This is a genomic window from Prauserella flavalba (assembly GCF_003202235.1).
GTDB classification, from domain to species: Bacteria; Actinomycetota; Actinomycetes; order Mycobacteriales; family Pseudonocardiaceae; genus Prauserella_A; species Prauserella_A flavalba.
This window is the reverse complement of record NZ_MASU01000021.1, coordinates 13,260-31,135: the sequence shown is the minus strand read 5'-3', so window position 1 is coordinate 31,135 and position 17,876 is coordinate 13,260. Positions and strand designations below refer to the sequence as shown.

Genomic DNA, 17,876 nt, shown 5'->3' with positions numbered 1-17,876 from the left:
GCTTTTGTTTCTAGGGTGAGCGGCCGCCACTCTGGGTCACGGTCGGAACCGTGGTCAGCCGCGAAAGAACATGTTGTGCCAGGCGTGCGTCACCAGTCGCGCGGCGTCCTCGACCGGGACCGTCTCCGTGCGCAGCTCCTCGTGGGCGTACCAGACGTAGGCGGACTGCTCCACCATGCATGCGGCGGCCTCGGCGGCGAGCCGGGCGGGCAGGCCGTCGATCTTCTCGATCCCGTGCTGCTCGCGCAGAGCCTCCACGAACCGGTCGATGTGCCGGTCCCGCATCTTGAACCAGAAATCGCGAAAGCGTGCGTCCACATTGGCCGCTTCGATGAGCGCGCGCATGACGTCCCGGTTGCTGTAGTAGTGGTCGAGGTACCCGCGGTTGGCGTCGAGCAGCGCATCGTACGGATTCTCGGCGAAGTCGTGCTCTGCGCCGCTGGCCCGGTACAGCTCCTCGTGGATGTCTCCGATGAGCGACTCGAACACGTCTTCCTTATTGGAGAAGTACCGGTACAGGCCGCCGAGTGACAGTCCGGCTTCGGTGGCGACGCTGCTCATCGTGGCCGCGACGTAGCCGTCGCGCGCGAACACCCGACGCGCCGCGCCAAGGATGTCTTGTCGTGTCTGCTTGCCTTTCGGCGTGGTCGGAACTGCAGCCACGAACGCCTCCCTCGGCTCTTGCCCGTCGTTGCTTCATGTTACTGCTCCTTCGGACTGAAAGCGACGCACATATCGAAAAAAAGCGATGTCACTCTCTTGACTTGGCTGTCGGCCCTGCTCACCATGAGGTGCACTGGCCCCGCGGAGCGAGGAGCGCCGATCATGATTGAACCCCTGGTAGACCGGTTCCGTCGGCTCGTCTCTGCCGCGCCGGATGCACCGGCCGTTCGGGATGATCGTGGGTTGGCCCTCACTCGTCAGGCCTTGTGGGAGGAGGCCGGCCGGGTCGCCGCCGAGCTGGCCGGTCACGGCGTCGCCGCGGGAGACGTGGTGCTGCAGTGCCTGCCGAACCGCGTCGGCTGGCAGGTCGTGTTCCTCGGTTGCCTCCGGCTCGGGGCCGTCCCGGCGACGCTCCCGACGATCACGCCGGCCGAGACCGTCACCTACATCTGCGACCTCATCGGCGCGCGAGCGCTCGTCGCCGCTCGTCACGGTGCCGGAACCGCGGGCGAGGCCGCCGTCGCCGCGGCGAGGGCGAGCGGGCGGCCGGTCACGGTGGGGCTGGTCGACGACGGCGAACGTACCTGGTATCGCGCTGACAGTGGGGAGCGCGCGCCGACCACTTTCGCGCACCTCATGTTCACGTCGAGCACCACGGGCATGCCGAAGGCGGTGGCACATACCGAGTCGACCCTCGGCGCGGTCAATGCCGGGTTCGTGCAGCGGTTCGGCATCGACACGCAGCGGCCGATCTTCATGGCTTCCCCGTTGGGACACAGCGTCGGGGCGTGGCACGGTGGCCGCCTGTCGTTGTTCACTGGCGCGGAGCTGGTGTTGCAGGAACGCTGGGAACCCGCTCTCGCGGTGTCGCTGATCCGCGAGCACCGATGTGGTTTCACCGCGGCGGCCACCCCGTTTCTCAAGGATCTCCTCGATCAGCCGGGCATGGAGAAGCTCGGTGGTTTGCGCACCTTCCTGTGTGGTGGGGCGCCGGTGCCGCCCGCGCTCGTGGACCAGGCCGCGCGGGAGGCGCCCGGCACGTTCGTCAGCGTGTTGTGGGGCATGACCGAAGGCGGAGTCACCACATGCGTTCCCGGCGATCCTCTGCGGCGGGTGCGCGAGACCGCGGGCACCGGGTTGCCCGGCCTCGACCTGCGCACGCTCGGTCCGCCCGGGGGAGAGGGCGAGCTGGTCATGCGGGGCCCGGGTGTCTTCGTCGACTACCTCGGCCAGCCCGAGCTCTACCGGGATTCGCTGACGCCCGAAGGATTCTTCCGCACCGGCGATCTCGCGGTGCTCGATCCGGACGGCTATGTCCGCATCACGGGCCGGCTGAAGGACCTCATCATTCGCGGCGGCATCAACATCTCTCCGCTGCCGCTGGAAAACGCGCTGTCCGCGCATCCGGCCGTGCGCCGCGTCGCCGTGATCGGGGTGCCGGACGAGCGGCTCGGCGAGCGCATCTGCGCGGTCGTGCAACCCGATGAGGCGAGGCCCGATCTCGACGGGCTGTGTCGGTGGCTGGCCGAGCGGAACGTGCCGCGGCGGCATTGGCCGGAACGGCTGTGGTTCGTGGACGAGATGCCGCAGACCGCCGCAGGCAAGATCCGCAAGGTGGAACTGCGTAACCGATTGGCGAAGGAGTGCCGATGACACAGCGGGTGGGCGATATCGACGTCGCCTTCCGTGCGGAGGGTGCGGGCCCGGCGGTCGTGTTCGTGCATGGCCTCGCCGAGGACCACACGAGCTGGCGCACGCAGCAGGACGCGCTCACCGACTACCGCACCTACGCCTACGACCTCCGCGGCCACGGCGGCACCTCGCTGGGAGCGGCCGACGGCTCCCCGGAGCAGCTGCGGGACGACTTGATCGGCTTTCTCGAGGCGGTGAGCGGCCCGGCGATCTGCATCGGCTTCTCGCTGGGTGGCACCGTGGTGCTCGGCGCGGCCGCCCGGCGACCGGACCTTGTGCGTGCAGCGGTGGTGCTGGGCACCTCCACGGTCGTCGGCCGCGCGGCGGTCGGCTTTTACCAGGAACGGATCGAGCGCGTCCGGCAGGGGGACCGCGTCGCGGAGGCGATGCACTCCGACACCACCGCGGCCCTCCGCAACGCGCGAACGGATGTCGGACAGCTGACGAAGTGGCGGCTCGAGGCCATCGGTTCCGGCCTGGGCTACGTGAACGCCGCCCGCGCCATGGCACAGCTGTACGAGCGGCCGCTGACTCCCGCGCTGGCCGGAATTCGTTGCGCTGTCACCGTGATCGGCGCCGAGCACGACATGTTCTGCCCGCGCAAGGCGGCGGACATCATCCTCGGCTCGCTGCCGCACGCCGAGTACGCGGAGATCCCGGACGCCGGACACCTGATGAACGTCGACCAACCGGAGGCCGTCACCAAGACCCTCCGCCAAGCCCTGGAGAGCACGCGATGACCATGAACCGCTGGGGCCTGTCCATGGGAGTGAGCCCACGCGAACCGCTGAGCGGAATCACCGACCTGGCCAAGGAAGCCGAGTCACACGGATTCGACGCGATGTGGTTCATCGACTTCCATCTCGGCATGAAGGATGTCTATGCCGCGATGTACCTGGCCGCGCTCGGGACCGAGCGGCTGCACATCGGTGCCGCGGTCACCAACCTGGTGACCCGCCATCCGACCGTGACGGCGAGCGCCACGGCGGCGCTCGACGAGCTGTCCGGCGGGCACGCGATGCTCGGCCTTGGCGCCGGCTGGTCGGCGGTGCACGCGGTCGGCCGAGAACCGTCCAAACTGGGTGATCTCCGCGCCGGAATAGGCGAGTTCCGAGCCCTGTTCAGCGGGGAGGAACAGGAGTTGTACGGCACCGAGGTGCGGCTCGCGACGGCTCGTCGGCAGATTCCCATCTACCTCGCGGTGTCGCAGCCCGGCATGCTGCGCCTGGCCGGAGAACGCTGCGACGGCGCGATCCTCATGGGCGCCGCTGACCCCGAGTTCTGCCGGTGGCAGCTGGACTACATCTATGAGGGTCTGGAGAAGGCGGGGCGCGATCGCAGCGAGCTGCTGATCGATCTGATCGTGACCATGAGCGTCGACGAGGATGAGGAGAAGGCCCTGGCCGACGTGCGCGCGTGGGCGACGAGCCAGGCAGCGACCTTCGCCGTCTGGAAGAACATGCCACCGGCCTGGGAACGGTTCCGGCCCGAGTTCACCGCCGCCAACGACAACTATCACCTCGTCGACCACCTTTCTCTGCACGCCGGCCACAAGGACCTCGTGAGCGACGAGTTCGTGCGATCGGTCGCCCTGGTGGGAGACGAACAGCACTGTGTGGAGCGGTTGCGCGAACTGGCCTCGCTGGACCTCGATCGGATCACCTTCGCCCTGCTCTCCGGAGGGCGGCGCCGCCGGATGGAACAACTGGCGCAGCGGATCATTCCGGCGGTGACCGCATGACGGGGGACGTTGCCGTGGTCACCGCGGCGGCCGGGGCCGGGATCGGGTCGGCCGTTGCCCACAGGCTCGCCGCCGACGGCTTCGACGTCGTGATCACTGACGCACACGAACGGCGGAGCAAGGAACTCGCGGCGCGGCTGGCCGAGGAACACGGCCGTCCGTTCCTGTCGCTGCCGTTGGACGTCACCTACCCGGCCGCTGTCGAGGAGGTGATGGAGGAGGTCGTGGAGCACCGTGGCCGCATCGACGTGCTGGTGAACAACGCCGGCTGGAGCAAGATCGAACCCGTCGCGAAGATGTCGGTCGAGACCTGGCGGCGTTGTCTCGATGTCGACCTCACCGGGACGTTCCACGCGATGCGGTTCGCGTTGCCGCACATGATCGAGCGTGGCCGTGGCTCGATCGTGAACATCAGCTCGATCGCGGCCTGGGAGACCAGCACCGATCACGGCGCCGCCTACGCCGCCGCGAAGGCCGGCGTACTCGCGCTCACGAGAGTCGCCGCTGCCGAGAACGGCCCGCACGGAATCCGGGTGAACGCGGTGGCGCCTGGCCTGATCTACAACGACTTCCTGCGCCGCATCTACCCGGACGAGTTCTTCGACGGCTACGCCCAGCAACGATCGCTTGTCGGCCGGGTCGGCGTGCCGGACGACGTGGCCGCGCTGGTGGCGTTCCTCGTCGGTCCGCACGCCGGCTACATCACCGGCGAGGTCTACGGGATCAGCGGGGGAGTGGCGCCCCATGCCTGAACCGGTGTACCGGCCGATCCGGCAGCTCACCGCCGAGTTCCGGGCGGGCACGCTGAGTCCGGTGGAACTGCTGGAAGACGTGCTGGCCCGCATCGAGGAGTTCGACGGCACGCTGCACGCCTACGTCACCGTGGTGACCGAGCAGGCTCGGGAGCAGGCGGCCGAGGCGACGGCGGCGTACCGGCGCGGAGAGAGCGCGCCGTTGCTCGGTGTTCCCCTGTCGGTCAAGGACGCGTTCCACGTCAAGGGCGTCGAGACCACCCTGGGCTCACTCGTCCATCGTGGACAGATCGCGCCCGGCGATTCGGGGGTGGTGAGGCGGCTGCGCGCCGCGGGCTCGGTGTTCACCGGGAAGACGAACACCGCCGAGTTCGGGCAGTCGGCGACGACCGACAACCTGCTCGGTGACGACACCGCGAACCCGTGGGATCCGGCCCGGACGCCCGGCGGTTCCAGCGGGGGTGCGGCGGCCTCGGTCGCGGCCGGTCTCGCCGTTGCTGCCGTGGGGTCCGACGGTGGTGGGTCGATTCGCATCCCCGCTGCGTTCTGCGGGCTCGTGGGCGTCAAGCCGACGCTCGGCCGATGCCGGGATGAAGGCGGTTTCCGCGCCATGACGGACTTCGTCAGCCCGGGGCCGCTCGCCTGGCGGGTGGACGACGCGCGGGTCATCCTCGAAGTGCTGGCGGGCCGGCGGTATCCGCGCGGCATGGTTCCGCGGCCGCTGCGCATCGCCTGGTGCGCCAATCCCGAGCACCGCCCCGTCGACCCTGGCGTGGCCGCGGCGGTGGCGCGGGTCGCGCAGGTCCTGGAGGCACAAGGGCATCTCGTCGAGGAGCGCGACCTGCCCGTCGCCGGGTGGCAGGACGTCTTCGGGCCCCTCGTGCTGGCCGACGAGCGCGCGGAACGCGGCCACCTGCTCGCCGAGTCCGAACGCATCACCGAATACCAGCGCGCGACCCTGCGAGCGGCGGCCGAACTCGACCCCGCGACGGTCACCTCCGCTCGGCGGGCTCTGCCGGAGTACCGGGCCCGGGTCGCGGCATTGTTCGACGAGGTGGATCTCGTGCTGACCCCCGCGACCGCCGTCCCGCCGTTCCCCTTGCGGCAACGGCCGCGCGAGATCGCCGGCGAGCCGGTCGGCGCACTGTGGGGCGCGTTCCCCTTCGCAGTGCCCTTCAATGTCGCGGGCACCCCCGCGGTCACGATTCCGTGTGGAACCGTGGAAGGACTGCCGGTGGCCGCCCAGCTCGTCGGCGGCCACGACCGCGAAGGTCTACTGCTCGACGTGGCCGAGGAGCTGGAGTCCGCCGTCGAGTTCGACCGCGACCCGGTGCTGCGGCGCTGGGACTCACAGTCGGCGGCGGTCCGGTGAGCGTCCACGACGTACGCATCGACGCGCCGGAACGGCGGAATGCCATGTCCCGCCGGGTGCTCGCTCTCTTGCGTGCGGACCTCGCCACATTGCCCGGCGAGACGACCGCAGTCGTGCTCAGCGGCGACGGCGACGTGTTCAGCGCGGGCGCTGACCTCCGTGAGCTGACCGGGACGCGCGCCGACCTCGCGTTCGACGAGGAGCTGGCGGCGACGATCGAGGCGGTGCGCGCCGTGCCCGTGCCGGTGGTGGCCGCCATCGAGGGCCCGTGCCTCGGCGCCGCCGTGGAGCTCGCACTGGCCTGTGATCTCCGCATCGCGGGGGCGGGCGCGTGGTTCCGGGTGCCCGCGGTGGACCTGGGACTGCTCTACCGGCCGGAGACCATTGCCCGGCTGCATCGCACACTGCCCCGCGACATCGTGACCCGCCTGGTGCTACTCGGCCAGCGGCTCGACGCCGATGACGGCCTGGCGTCGGAAGTGGTGGCCAGCGGGCAGGCGGTCGCGCGCGCCCATGCCGTCGCGGAGAAGTTGCCGGTGCCCGGCCCGGCGTTCCGACAGACCAAGGCACTACTGGCCGAACTCGACGACGCGGTCTGGGACACCGGGCGCTGGGAGCGCGTGCGGTTGGAGTTGCTGGATTCGGACGAACGTCGCCAGGCGATCAGCAGAAGGGGAGCGTTTCGATGAGCAGCACGACCATCAGGGTGCAGGATCTCGCGGGGACGAGTCTCGGCGAGCGGGAGCTCTCCTACACCGAACGCGACGCGATTCTGTACGCGCTGGCGGTCGGCGCCCGCGAGGACGAACTCGATCTCGTGTACGAGCGAGATCTGAGGGTTCTGCCGGCCTTCGCCCTCACGCTCGGGTTGTGGACCGTGGAAGCGACCGGTGCGCTCGGCGCGTACGACCCGGCGCGGTCGCTCCACGCCGCACAACGGCTGGAGGTTCGCGGCCCGTTGCGGCCGTCCGGCACCGTCCGGGTGTCCGGAGCGGTCACCGCAGTGTGGGACAAGGGTAAGGGCGCGCTCGTCGACGTCGTCGCGGAATGTGCGGACTGGACGGCGACCTACTCGATCTTCCTTCCCGGACTCGGCGGGTGGGGCGGCCGGCGCGGCCCCGGCTCACGCGGCCGGACCTTCCAGCCAGCCTGGGAGGCGCAGTATCCCACCCCCGTGAACCTGGCCGCGTTGTACCGGCTGACTGGCGACCGCCACCCGATTCACATCGACCCCGAGGTTTCCGCTGCCAACGGCTTCCCCCGGCCGATCCTGCACGGCCTCTGCACTCTGGGCATCGCGGCGAAATCGGTTGCGGAGGCAGCGCAGGCCCATCCATGCGATCTCGTCGAGCTCGAAGCTCGATTCACCGCCCCCGTCCTGCCCGGCGACACACTCGACCTCTCAGCGGGTCCTGCCGAGCACACGACGGCGTTCACTGCCCAGGTCGGTGACACGACGGTACTTCGCGACGGCGTCGCGCGGTTCAAGGTGGTCTCCTCCTAGGCTGGTCCACCTGGCACCGGGTCGCAGTCACCCCGCCACCCGGTGGCGCGGGCCGCGGGTATCCCCGCAATGCCGCGTCCGGATGCACACAACTCGGGGAGCAGGCCAGTCTGGCCAGTTGCCGGGTCGACCATGCCGAGGGTGGCCATGGCCGCGGCGGAACTGCAGGTGGTCAGGAGCGCAGGACGAAGGGGTCGCCCGCCGGTTCTTCGCCGGTGTTGATCCGGACGCTCTTGAAGCGGGTGTACTAGCCGGAGCGGGGCGACATGGGCGACATTGCGCGGTAGGTGTTGACCCACACCGTCCCGGCCTCCAGCCTCCCGGCTAGCCGGTGGGCGCGCGCGAGGTCCTTCGTCCAGATGCCGTCGGCTGCGGACGATGGCCAACGTGTGGTTCGAGCGGCCAGCGGCAGATCGCGGAGATCGCCCGAGCCTCCGCGGTGAGGCGCTGACGCGTTGAGGTCATCGTTCGATAACGGGGGTGTCGGCGGCCTCCTGGCTGCTGTCCTTTTTGGTGGGTACTCGGTAGAACCGACCGCGGGTGGCGACGGTAATGGCGACGTGGAGTACCGGCCCGAGCAGCATCGCGGCGAACGAGGCGTAGTAGATCGGGTAGATCCCGACGATACCGAGCGCGCCCACCAGCACCGCGACGCCGAGAGAGGTCAGTCCGCACGGGTTCCATGCCCTGACCTCGTGCTCGCGGAACTCGATCTGTTCGCGCCTTGCCAGTCCCAGCAGGCGGCGGCAGATGAAGTAGTCGGCGAGGATGATCAGCACCCAGGTGTTGGTGAGCACGCCGGTGATCGCGAGGAACGTGCCCAGGCTGTCGATGACGTTGACAGCGTAGAAGATGACGCCGACGAACCAGACGAGGAACATCCACCACGGACGCCCAGGCCGGAAGTGTGCGGCGACGTCGAACCCACTGGCCAGCGCGACGGATCCGGAGTAGAGGTTCATGACGTTGATCCGGATCTGGGTGACGAGTACGAAGAGCACCCCGGCGAAGCCCATGGTGTGCACGAACATGAATCCCGGATCCTGTGCCTGGGACTGTCCGCCCGGGCCGAGCTCGGTGAGCAGGCTCGCGCCGAGGAACACGCCCAGGAAGATCACCGCGAACATGGGGATCAGCTCGCCGAGCATGATCGCGGCCGTGCCCCGGTAGCGGATCCGCTGGGCGGCGAAGCGGCCGTAGTCGGTGGCCATCAACCCCTGAAAGATCATCTGGCCGTTGGCGAAGCTGAACGCGCTCCACATCGCGGCCCAACCGACCTCACCGGTCGCGTGCCACCCCGAGGGGCCGACCGGCTCGTGCGCGGTGCCCAGTCGCCACAGTGCGTAGGCGAGCAGGATCAGGAACAAGGGAAAGCCCCAGGCCTGCAGGAACGACATGGCGTGCATGCCACGCCAGACGAGGGCCAGGGTGGCGAGGCCGACCAGGGCGAAGATGGCGATGCCGCCTGCCGAGCCGACCTCGATACCGAACTGGTAGGAGATCGCGTGGGAGACGATGGTGCCCTCGAACAGGAAGTAGTAGATGTAGTTGATCGCGTAGATGAAGGAGGTGACGGCCGCGCCTCGGCTACCGAAGCCGAGTCCCCTGCTCAGCAGGTTCTGCGAAAGACCTTCCCTGCTGGCCATGCGCATCGTGAGCATGCCGATGCCGATGGCCCCGAGGAAGAAGTAACCGATCGGCGCGAGCAGCCACGGCCAGCCGACCAGGAAGGTCTGCTGCGCGCCGAAGGAGAAGAAGAACATCGCGGTGGCGTTGCCCAGCAGCACGAGGCTGATCGCGGGGATGGGCCATCTCTTCGAGGCCGGTACGCGGTCGATCGCGTAGCTCTCGATCTGTTCGTCGATGGAGGTGGTCGGCCCTCGGAACTTCTCGCGCAGCGACATGTGTCAGACCATCCGTTCTGCGGTTGGCGGAGGTTCAGCGGATAGTGGGCGGCTTGTCCGGACGTCCTGCCGGGTTCACGACCCTGGTGATCGGCCTCGGCGTGTCCCAGGTGAGACGCAGGTTGCCCAGCGTGCGGTAGGCGTGCAGGCCGGCTTCGTTGTCGACGAGCTCGGCCATCTCTCGGTACTGCTGGATCGTCCCGACGAAGCGGTTGATGACCCCGTTCTCCTTCCATGCCTCGGCGTCGACGGCGACGTGTTCGGGCAGGAAGTTGTGGCGCAGGCAGCGGTATGTGGCTGCCTTCACGACGCCCGGATCGACGTCGGGAAACTCGTGCCGGGCGATGTCGAGGGCCTGCTCGGGGAACGCGTGCGCGTACTGACAAGCACGTTCGAGTGCCCGGAGCACGGCGTGGTGGACGGCGGGGTCCTCGTGCACCGTCGAGCGGAGACTGCTGAGCGCGGACAGCAGGTACGGGCCGAAGAAGCGCGAGAAGTCGAAGACTTCGTGCAATCCCTCCGAGATCGCCGACTCTGCCTGTGGTGAGAAGGCGAGGCAGAGATCGGCCGTGCCGTCGAAGACCGCTCTCGGTTCCGTGCCGATGGGGACCTGGAGGTTGCGGTAGTCCGCGGCACCACCGCTCTCGCAGAGGAACTTGAGGAAACGCAACAGCGCCCACTGCGAGTCCGGTTGTGGCTGCGTGGAAATGGTGCGCCCGGCGACGGTCTCGGTGATGAACGTGTGCGGGTCGTCGGTGGCCTCGATCCGCGGATCCTTCGCGAGCGCGACGATCGCTTGGCCGTTGCACACCGAGCCGACTACCACCGCGTCCTCGACTCCCTGTTCCACGGCCCGCATCACGAACACCGGGTCGTGCACGGCGTAGTCGGCATGTCCGCTCTCCACGGTCGACCAGGCTTCGGCGCCGCCACCGGCGGTGCTGATCTCGACGGTGAGCCCCTCCTCGGCGAAGAAGCCGGCGTCGTGCGCGACGTAGAGCGGGAGGTAGAGCAGAGAGTGGAACGCCTGGGCGATCCGTACGACGCGGGCGTCTCCGCTCGCCGTCGCGGTGCCTGGCAACGCACGTGAGCGCGGGGGACCGGCCGTGATCCGGCCCTGATCCGGCGTTCCGGGTTCGGCGAGCAGGTTGGCGATCGACGCCGCGGGCAGGCCCAGCACCAACGCCTCGGTGACCAGTGCCTTGTGGCTCAGCGCGCCACGCAGGTAGCGCCGCAGCAACTCCTCGAGACGACGACCCGTGCGGGGCGGAAGCTGCCGCCGCCGGACCAGTTCGCTCGCCCGCTGCTCGGGGCTGACGTCCGCCAGCGAGGGCAGGTCCGGTGGTCCGGCCTGGTACAGCGCGTCGGCATGCACCCGGTCGAGCACGTCGACCGGTCGGAGCAGGATGGCCCCGTCGGGTTGCAGCACCACCTCGACGACATCGCCCTCCCGCAGCTCGGCGGCGCGCCGGACGTGCACGGGCAGGGTGACCTGTCCGTTGCTGCGCACGTGTGCGATTTGCGGCGCTTCCTGCCGTTCCGTCATGCTCGTCCTTCCCCTGTGGGTATGCCGAATCCGTCGAGCAGTTCCGTGAGCACGGCCGTCGCCTCGCGTGCGCAGTCGTCGGTGAATCGTGCGAGCTCCGCGGCCGCCCGGGTGCCCGCGCCCTGCCCGATGAGTTCGAGCGCCTGCTTCTCGACCTCGGGCAGCCGGGCCGCCCAACGGGCTTCCAGCGGATCGAATGCGGCGCGCACGATCGGACGGCGGTCGTCGAAGTCCCAGCCCAGTGCGTCGCCCTTGACCGCCTCCAACAGCTGATGGAACCGCCACCAGTAGGAGTCACTGCTGAAGCTGTCGGGCGCGGCGTCCTCCGGCCTGGCCCGTGCCGCGGTGGCGCCCGCTCTCGTGAAATCCTCGGGCACCGTTCCCGCTGCGACGAAGACCGGCAAGTACACGCCCGTGCACGGGGTCAGCGGCGTCCACCACAGGTGCGGCAGGCCCTCGCCCTCGCGCGGCAGCACGCACACGCTCGAGCTCGCGGTGTTGCCCCAGGTGAAGCCCGCGGGATGTGAGTGCATGCACAGCGACAGGAAATCCGGCAGTGCCGCGGTGAAGTACGGACCGTTGAGGAACGTGTCCTCGTAGTGGTCGCGCAGGATCCGCTTGATGCCAGGCACGTCCACGCCGCCGAGGTCCGTGGCCTCGGCCAGCAGCTGCCGCGAGCGGCTCAGGCGCAGATGCGACGCCTGCAACGGCACGGCCGGGTCGGTGTAGGCCCTGGCGAAGTCGAGCTCGCCCCGCTGCTCCGGCCACCATCCGGACCGGACGGCGTGTGCCAGCAGGTCGGGACTGCCGGCGTCCCAGGAACGACGGATGGTCGGCTGGTTGGAGATCGCGTACGTGCCCCGGTCGATCCGCTTGGCCGCCCACCGGCGGCCCGAGGTCTCCAGCACCCACGCTTCCCGTGAATCGGCCACCAGGTAGGAGTTGTCGTAGGCGCCCTCCACAGGGGCTCTGCCGGGCACACCCGAGCCCCACTGGCCATACCGCTGCACCAGTTCCGCCATGACCTCCACGGCGTCCTCGGCGCTCCGCCCGCGTTCCAGCCCCAGTCGCACCAGTTCCATGCCGAGAATCCCCCGGGGGAGGACCTCGCCGCGGTTCGTGGCTGCGATGTTCGCGGCCACGTCCCGGGTGAACAGTGCCTCGTTGCCGATCGCGACGCCCCGCTCGGACAGGCCGATCTCGTGGCCCCAGCACCAGTACGGCGACCCGCCGAGGTGGGCGAACGACTCCGCCGCCTCCGGCAGCTCGACGTAGGCCAAGGGCAGCCGGCCGGCCCCGCTGGCGCTGCGGCGAGGAAAGAAACGGAGCGGCTGGGCGTCGAAAACCGGACGGTCGCTGTTCTTGCCCAGCAGCACCGGCTCGCCTTCGGTGGAAGGCAAGGCCACCAGGGTGTCGCAGCTCCACGCCGGCATATCGCTCCTTGAGATCTCAAGTCATCTGAGATCTCAAGTTAGGTCGGAGGCTGATTGTCGTCAAGGGCGGGTTTCGCTGACTTCTCGAGCAGTTCCGGAGACCGGGCCGCCCACACGCCACAGCATGGCTCGGAGGATGGCGCGGGCGGCAGTGCGATGCCGCGATCGCCTGGCGTGTGCAGGGCGGAGGGCCGTTCTGAGCACGAGGGCGAGCGAGCTCGCATCGCGCACGCGATGCTAGTCGCGTACGGCGACCGTGGCTTCGATCTCCACGAGCGCACCCGCAGGGAGCACGTGTGCGGGTAGAGCGGTTCGGGCGTGCCGACCCGCGTCGCCGAGAACGTCGGGCAGCAGCCGTGACGCGCCGTCCGCCACGGTCGGCTGATCGACGAAGTCGTGCGTACTCGTGACCCACGTGGTGATTTTGAGAATCCGTTCGATCTTGTCGAGGCCGACCGCGTCGTGGAGGCGTGCCAGCAGGTTGAGCGCGGAAACCCGGGCCGCCGACGCCCCGGCGGTCGTGTCGATGTTGTCTCCCAGCCGACCCGTTAGGACCTCACCTGCCGCGGTCCTCGAGATCTGGCCGGATACGAACAGCAGGTTGCCCCAGCGCACGCTGGCCTCATACGCGTAGCGAGGTGCTCCTAGTACGGGTAGTTCGAGGCGCAGTGACTCGAGACGCTCCAACGCGGTGGTCATGGAGGCGGGCGTCATCGCTTGCTCACGATGTAGGTTCGGTCTCGTCCGACGTACCAGAGGTCTTCGGTGCCGATCGCGGCGTTCTCGTAGCGCCACGGGATCTCGGCAGCACCGTAGGAACCGACCTCGAGGACGTGCTTGTAGCCGGGCCTGAGCTCGTTCGCGAACGATTCCTGCTTCCCCATGAGGTGCCCGACGTTCCGTTTGCGGTACTCGGTGTTGAAATCGACGTCCGTTCCGAGCATTCCGATCTCGACCATCCGATCGAGGTGAGGCGCGAGGTAACGCAGGGTTCCCTCGTGCACGTCCTCACACACCACGCCGGGCCTGAGCTGGCCGATGATCCCCTGCCGGACCACCTCGAAGAAGAAGTTGTACGCCTCCTTCGCCGCCGCGGTGCGGGGGAGCGTTCGGGCCATGTCCGAGGTGGCGACGGTGACCCCGTCGATGACCACGCGAACACCGGCGTCGAGCTGGATGCAGGTCGTGTCGGCGTTGATGGGGAAGTCCACTGGTGGGCCTGGGAAGAGCATCCGGTTGGACGAGTGCAGGTTTGTGAAGTACGGCTCGATGTCGAACGGGATCTCGTCGGCGGTGCGGAACTCGGTGAGCTTGTCGAGGTACACGGCGTTGATGTCGAGTTCGGAGAACGAGCGGCCGGCGTCGAGGCCCTCTTCCGCCCAGGCCAGGGCCTCCTCGATCGCGAATACGCTCGCGCGTGCGGCGATGACCTGGAACGCGAGGTCCTCGTGGTCGCGGACATCCCGCCAATGGGCGAGGTCCGTGGAGACAGGGACGAGCTCCGCGTGCTCGTCCTCGAGCTCGCGGGCCAGACCAACGGTGATCCACTCGTCCTCGACGCCGGTCCGTGCTCCACGGGCCAGCGTCCGGACAGCCGCGCCGACGGATGGGAACTGGTCGATGGGCGACCCGTGAACGCCGGATGTGCCCTCGGGTGCGAGCACGATGAGCCTGTTCATGTCGGGCAGCCACAGGGCGGCCGCGCCGTTCGGCTGGGCGAACCCGGTCACCTCGGTGAAGTTTGGTGGTGCGGTGATGAGCAGGGCGTCGAGCGAGCGGTCGTCGATGAGAGCTCGGAGGGCCTCGAACCGGCTGTCCTGGTCAGCGGAGAACTCTTCCGACAGGCCCGAGAGGTGCTCAACGTCCTCGATCAGCCGCCGTGCGGTGCGGACACCTTCCTGCCGCCACCCGGCGAATCGCGTGAGGACCGTCTCGACGTCGATCTCGTAGGCGGTGACCGGGGTTGGGTCCTGGCCGTCAACGACGAGGTCTACGGAACCGGCCAGAGTGCGGTAGTGGCTGTAGACGACGTCGGCCGCAAGACGGACCGGCGCGCCGTCGGCGAGATCCTCTACCAGGGTCGCCAGGGACGCCGAGGCGGAGGTATCGGCGACGATGCGAGGGTCGATCGTGACCCATGGGGCGTAGAACTTGATCTGCGCTTTCGGGACTCCGGCCGACAGGGCGTTACCTTGCTCCTGCTGGCGCACGAGCAGATACCGGCCCGCGTCAGTCCGCGCGATCAGCGGCGCGACCAGCGGGTAGGAGTCGAGACGGATCGCGGAGAACAGCAGGCTCTTGCGCGCGTCGAGTCCGTAGATCTGCTCGACCTGTGAGGCATCCGCGGTGAGGCTCAGCATTCGTACTCCTCTTGTGTCGCTGTCGATATTCGACTGGTGCGAGGCGGCGTCGGTCAGCTGATCCCGGCCGTGACACCGATATGGGATTCGATCTCCGTCACGTAGTCGGAGAAGGCCGCGGAGAACCTGTGCTCCTTGTTCCGGGGCCGCGGAAAGTCGATCGAGATGTCGGCGACGATCCGGCCGGGGCGGTCGCCCACAACGACCACCCGGTCACCGAGCCAGACTGCCTCGGGAATGCTGTGCGTGACGAAGAGGACGCTGCAGCCCGTGCTCTGCCAGATCCGTTGGATCTCGAAGTTCATCGAGTCGCGGGTCATCGCGTCGAGCGCGCCGAAAGGTTCGTCCATGAGCAGCAGTTCGGGGTGGGAGACCAGCGCGCGACAGATGGCGACTCGCTGCTGCATTCCGCCGCTGAGCTCGTAGGAATAGCGCGTGGCCTTGCCGCCCAGTCCGACCATCTCCAGGAGTTCCTGGGCGTAGCGGCGTGACTCGTCGGTCCGTGTCCCGCGGAACTCGAGGGGCAGGAGCACGTTGTCGATGTTGTTTCGCCACGGTAGGAGCACCGGAGCTTGGAACACCATCGCGATGTCTTCGAGCCCCTCGCTGATCAGCCTGCCCTTGACCCGGATCTCGCCCTCCGTGAGCTCCTGCAGGCCGGAGATCGTCTTGAGCAGCGTCGTCTTCCCGCTTCCGGACTGCCCGACGATCGAGACGAACTCACCGGGCTTCACATGGAAGTCCAGATTCTTGAGCACCGTGTTGTCGTGGCCGTCCTTGGACCGGTAGGTCTTGCCCACGTTGTTGACCGAGATGGCGTACTCGTTGTTCATGTGACTCTCCGTCGCGGCTGTCACGGTGTTTGGATGGTCTCGTCGCGCTGCAACGGTTCGAGGTAGTCGTTGCTGTACACGCTGGCTGTGGTGAGGTCGCTGTCGGGGCTCAGGCCGAGGAACTGGTGGGCGACGTCGAGCATCTCCTGGGCACCGGCGTCGTCCATGACCCCGAACTTGCTCGCCGAGGCGCCCTCGCCCCAGGTGAGGGAGCACTGCTCGTTGATCGCGAGGATGATGGTCCTGTCCTTGAAGCCCGAGACTTCCTTCTGGAAGTCGTGTGCGGCCTCGGCGGGATGCCCGCACGCCCAGAGGTAACCCTTCTGCATCGCGCGGTTGAACCTCTTCACCTGGGCGGGATCGGCCCTGAGTTTCTCGTTGGAGACGACGATCCCGTTGCCATAGAGATCGATGCCCAGCTCGGACCACTTCAGGACCACGGCTTGCCGGTCGAGCGCGTCGATGGCCGGTTGGTCGGACACGTACAGAGCAAGGTTCGCGTCCCACTGTCCGGCCAGCAGCCCGGGGATCTTCGATCCGCTCGAGGCGTGAACGACGTTGACGTCGCCCTCCTTGAACCCCAGTTTGCTCATCGCGAACGGCCACATCGCGGTCATCGCGCCGGCTCCTTCGGTCGCGACTGTCTTACCCCGCAGGTCCTTCCAGCTGGAGATGCCGGTGTCGGCGAGGGCCACCACCGCGTAGGCGGACCTGGCCTGCAGCAGGTTGACCTGTTTGACGTCGGCACCCTGGCCCTGGCTGATGATCGTCGCCCCGAAATCCGCCCACCCGGCGTCCACCTTGCCGGCATCGACGGAGGTGACCGTGTTGGTCGATCCCGAACCCGGCATCACCGTGAGGTCGATGCCTTCCGCCTCGAAGAAGCCCCGCTCGACGGCCGAGACGAACAGTGCGTGCTTCGGGAGATATCCGACGTCGAGCATGAGGGTCATCGAGTCCCTCCCACTCTTGCTTCCGCAGGCGGCGAGGGCCATGAGCAGCGCCACGCCCGTTGCCACAGCGATCCAACGGCGTGAGTCCCGCATCCGTGCCTCCATCCCGCGCGGTCACCTCGAGTGGTTCTTCCACGGGAAGAGCTTGCGTCCCGCGCGATCGACGATGAAGAACAACGCCAGCGCGATGACCGCGAGGACGATGAAGGCCGCGAACATCGACGGCAGGTCCACCTGGCTGTTGGCGAGCAGGATCACGTAACCGAGCCCCTGTGAGCCGGCGATGAACTCGCCGACTACGGCGCCGCCCACAGCCAGCGAGATCGAGATCTTCGCTCCGGAGAAGATCGCCGGGATCGCATAGATGAACTCGATCTTCGTCATCTTCTTCCACCGCGATGCCTTGTTGATGCGGGCGAGCTCCTGGAGCTCGTGAGGCACGGACCTCAGGCCGTCGTAGGTGTTGATCACCAGCGGGAAGAACGCGATGGCCATGGCCACGAAGGCCTTCGATTCGAAGCCGAACCCGAACCACACGATGAACAGCGGCGCGAGCGCCACCTTCGGGATTGTGTCGATCGCGATGAGCGCGGGGTAGAGAAAACTTCGCACAGTCGTCGAGTAATGCAACGCCGCGCCGCACAAGACTCCCAGTGCGGTCCCGAGCGCGAAGCCGGCGAGCGCTTCCTGCAACGTGATGAAGGTGTTGCTCGCGAAGTACCCCGGCCGCTCGAGCAACTCGGCGAACGCAGAAATCGGCCCGACGAGAAGGAACTCCGGTGGATCCAGAACTACGACGAGAACCTGCCACAGAGCGAAGATCCCGATGAGGCCGGCGACCGCCTTCGCCCCAGCCGCAACCGATTCGCGGCCAAGGCGCCGCCTTCGGGGCTTCTGACCGACGAGCATGGCCTCGGGCGCCGACCGGCGCACGTCGTCCGAACTGATTTCAGAGGTGGTCACCGCGGCAGCCCTCCATCACGACCCTGCGCTTGCGGGCGCCGCCGCCGGTGGAAGGGCATCGGCTGCCGGCGACGCTGGTCGTCGGCAGCCAGGGAGCACCCTGCTGGGCGGGCTGGTGCAACGGAGTACTCGCGCGGCACTGCCGATAGCCGTGATTGCG

The 17,876-nt window shown here is 68.2% G+C and carries 17 protein-coding genes; 7 read left to right on the top strand and 10 right to left on the bottom strand.

The window, feature by feature from the left end:
• Positions 1-54: 54 nt before the first annotated feature.
• Positions 55-663, bottom strand: coding sequence for a TetR/AcrR family transcriptional regulator (locus BA062_RS35955; protein WP_110343615.1), 609 nt, complete (start codon positions 661-663; stop codon positions 55-57).
• 18 nt (positions 664-681) lie between these two features.
• Here BA062_RS35955 and BA062_RS35950 point away from each other — a divergent pair, with 18 nt between their 5' ends.
• Genes BA062_RS35950 through BA062_RS35920 form a run of 7 tightly spaced genes read left to right on the top strand, consistent with a single transcriptional unit; the run spans position 682 to position 7,724 of the window.
• Positions 682-2,316 carry an AMP-binding protein gene (locus BA062_RS35950; RefSeq protein WP_146240131.1) on the top strand — a complete coding sequence of 545 codons (1,635 nt, stop codon included), beginning with the start codon at positions 682-684 and terminating at the stop codon, positions 2,314-2,316.
• A complete protein-coding gene (locus BA062_RS35945; RefSeq protein WP_110343613.1) occupies positions 2,313-3,095 on the top strand; it encodes an alpha/beta fold hydrolase in 783 nt (260 codons plus the stop codon). Before BA062_RS35950 ends, BA062_RS35945 begins: the two co-directional genes overlap by 4 nt.
• Positions 3,092-4,096, top strand: coding sequence for an LLM class flavin-dependent oxidoreductase (locus tag BA062_RS35940; protein WP_110343612.1), 1,005 nt, complete (start codon positions 3,092-3,094; stop codon positions 4,094-4,096). The genes BA062_RS35945 and BA062_RS35940 overlap by 4 nt, the downstream gene beginning before the upstream one ends.
• Positions 4,093-4,848, top strand: coding sequence for an SDR family NAD(P)-dependent oxidoreductase (locus BA062_RS35935; RefSeq protein ID WP_110343611.1), 756 nt, complete (start codon positions 4,093-4,095; stop codon positions 4,846-4,848). Before BA062_RS35940 ends, BA062_RS35935 begins: the two co-directional genes overlap by 4 nt.
• The gene (locus BA062_RS35930) at positions 4,841-6,220 is read left to right on the top strand and encodes an amidase (RefSeq protein WP_110343610.1); all 1,380 of its coding nucleotides are present in this window, start codon (positions 4,841-4,843) and stop codon (positions 6,218-6,220) included. Before BA062_RS35935 ends, BA062_RS35930 begins: the two co-directional genes overlap by 8 nt.
• The gene (locus tag BA062_RS35925; protein ID WP_146240130.1) at positions 6,217-6,909 is read left to right on the top strand and encodes an enoyl-CoA hydratase/isomerase family protein; all 693 of its coding nucleotides are present in this window, start codon (positions 6,217-6,219) and stop codon (positions 6,907-6,909) included. The genes BA062_RS35930 and BA062_RS35925 overlap by 4 nt, the downstream gene beginning before the upstream one ends.
• A 17-nt stretch (positions 6,910-6,926) precedes the next feature.
• Positions 6,927-7,724, top strand: a complete 798-nt coding sequence (locus BA062_RS35920; protein WP_245960180.1) for a MaoC/PaaZ C-terminal domain-containing protein — start codon at positions 6,927-6,929, stop codon at positions 7,722-7,724.
• 247 nt (positions 7,725-7,971) lie between these two features.
• Here the strand turns inward: BA062_RS35920 and BA062_RS41480 are convergent, their stop codons facing one another.
• The 9 genes from BA062_RS41480 to BA062_RS35875 form a co-directional block, all read right to left on the bottom strand.
• Positions 7,972-8,085, bottom strand: a complete 114-nt coding sequence (locus tag BA062_RS41480) for an aldehyde dehydrogenase family protein (RefSeq protein ID WP_391540845.1) — start codon at positions 8,083-8,085, stop codon at positions 7,972-7,974.
• A 100-nt stretch (positions 8,086-8,185) separates the two neighbouring features.
• Positions 8,186-9,628 (bottom strand): purine-cytosine permease family protein, encoded by a 1,443-nt coding sequence (locus BA062_RS35910; RefSeq protein WP_110343607.1) that lies wholly within the window; start codon positions 9,626-9,628, stop codon positions 8,186-8,188.
• Between the two features lie 34 nt (positions 9,629-9,662).
• Complete coding sequence (locus BA062_RS35905) at positions 9,663-11,174, bottom strand: ABC transporter substrate-binding protein (RefSeq protein WP_110343606.1); 1,512 nt, start codon at positions 11,172-11,174, stop codon at positions 9,663-9,665.
• Positions 11,171-12,574, bottom strand: a complete 1,404-nt coding sequence (locus tag BA062_RS35900) for a C69 family dipeptidase (protein ID WP_168214190.1) — start codon at positions 12,572-12,574, stop codon at positions 11,171-11,173. The genes BA062_RS35905 and BA062_RS35900 overlap by 4 nt, the downstream gene beginning before the upstream one ends.
• Before the next feature lie 270 nt (positions 12,575-12,844).
• Positions 12,845-13,306: a RidA family protein gene (locus BA062_RS35895; protein WP_110343653.1), complete on the bottom strand. Its 462-nt coding sequence runs from the start codon at positions 13,304-13,306 to the stop codon at positions 12,845-12,847.
• Between the two features lie 11 nt (positions 13,307-13,317).
• Complete coding sequence (locus tag BA062_RS35890; RefSeq protein WP_110343604.1) at positions 13,318-14,967, bottom strand: M24 family metallopeptidase; 1,650 nt, start codon at positions 14,965-14,967, stop codon at positions 13,318-13,320.
• A gap of 53 nt (positions 14,968-15,020) precedes the next feature.
• Positions 15,021-15,800: an ABC transporter ATP-binding protein gene (locus tag BA062_RS35885; RefSeq protein WP_110343603.1), complete on the bottom strand. Its 780-nt coding sequence runs from the start codon at positions 15,798-15,800 to the stop codon at positions 15,021-15,023.
• A gap of 20 nt (positions 15,801-15,820) precedes the next feature.
• On the bottom strand, positions 15,821-16,753 hold the full coding sequence (locus BA062_RS35880) for an ABC transporter substrate-binding protein (protein WP_245960179.1): 933 nt from the start codon (positions 16,751-16,753) through the stop codon (positions 15,821-15,823).
• A gap of 114 nt (positions 16,754-16,867) precedes the next feature.
• The gene (locus tag BA062_RS35875) at positions 16,868-17,686 is read right to left on the bottom strand and encodes an ABC transporter permease (RefSeq protein ID WP_245960178.1); all 819 of its coding nucleotides are present in this window, start codon (positions 17,684-17,686) and stop codon (positions 16,868-16,870) included.
• Between the last annotated feature and the right edge of the window lie 190 nt (positions 17,687-17,876).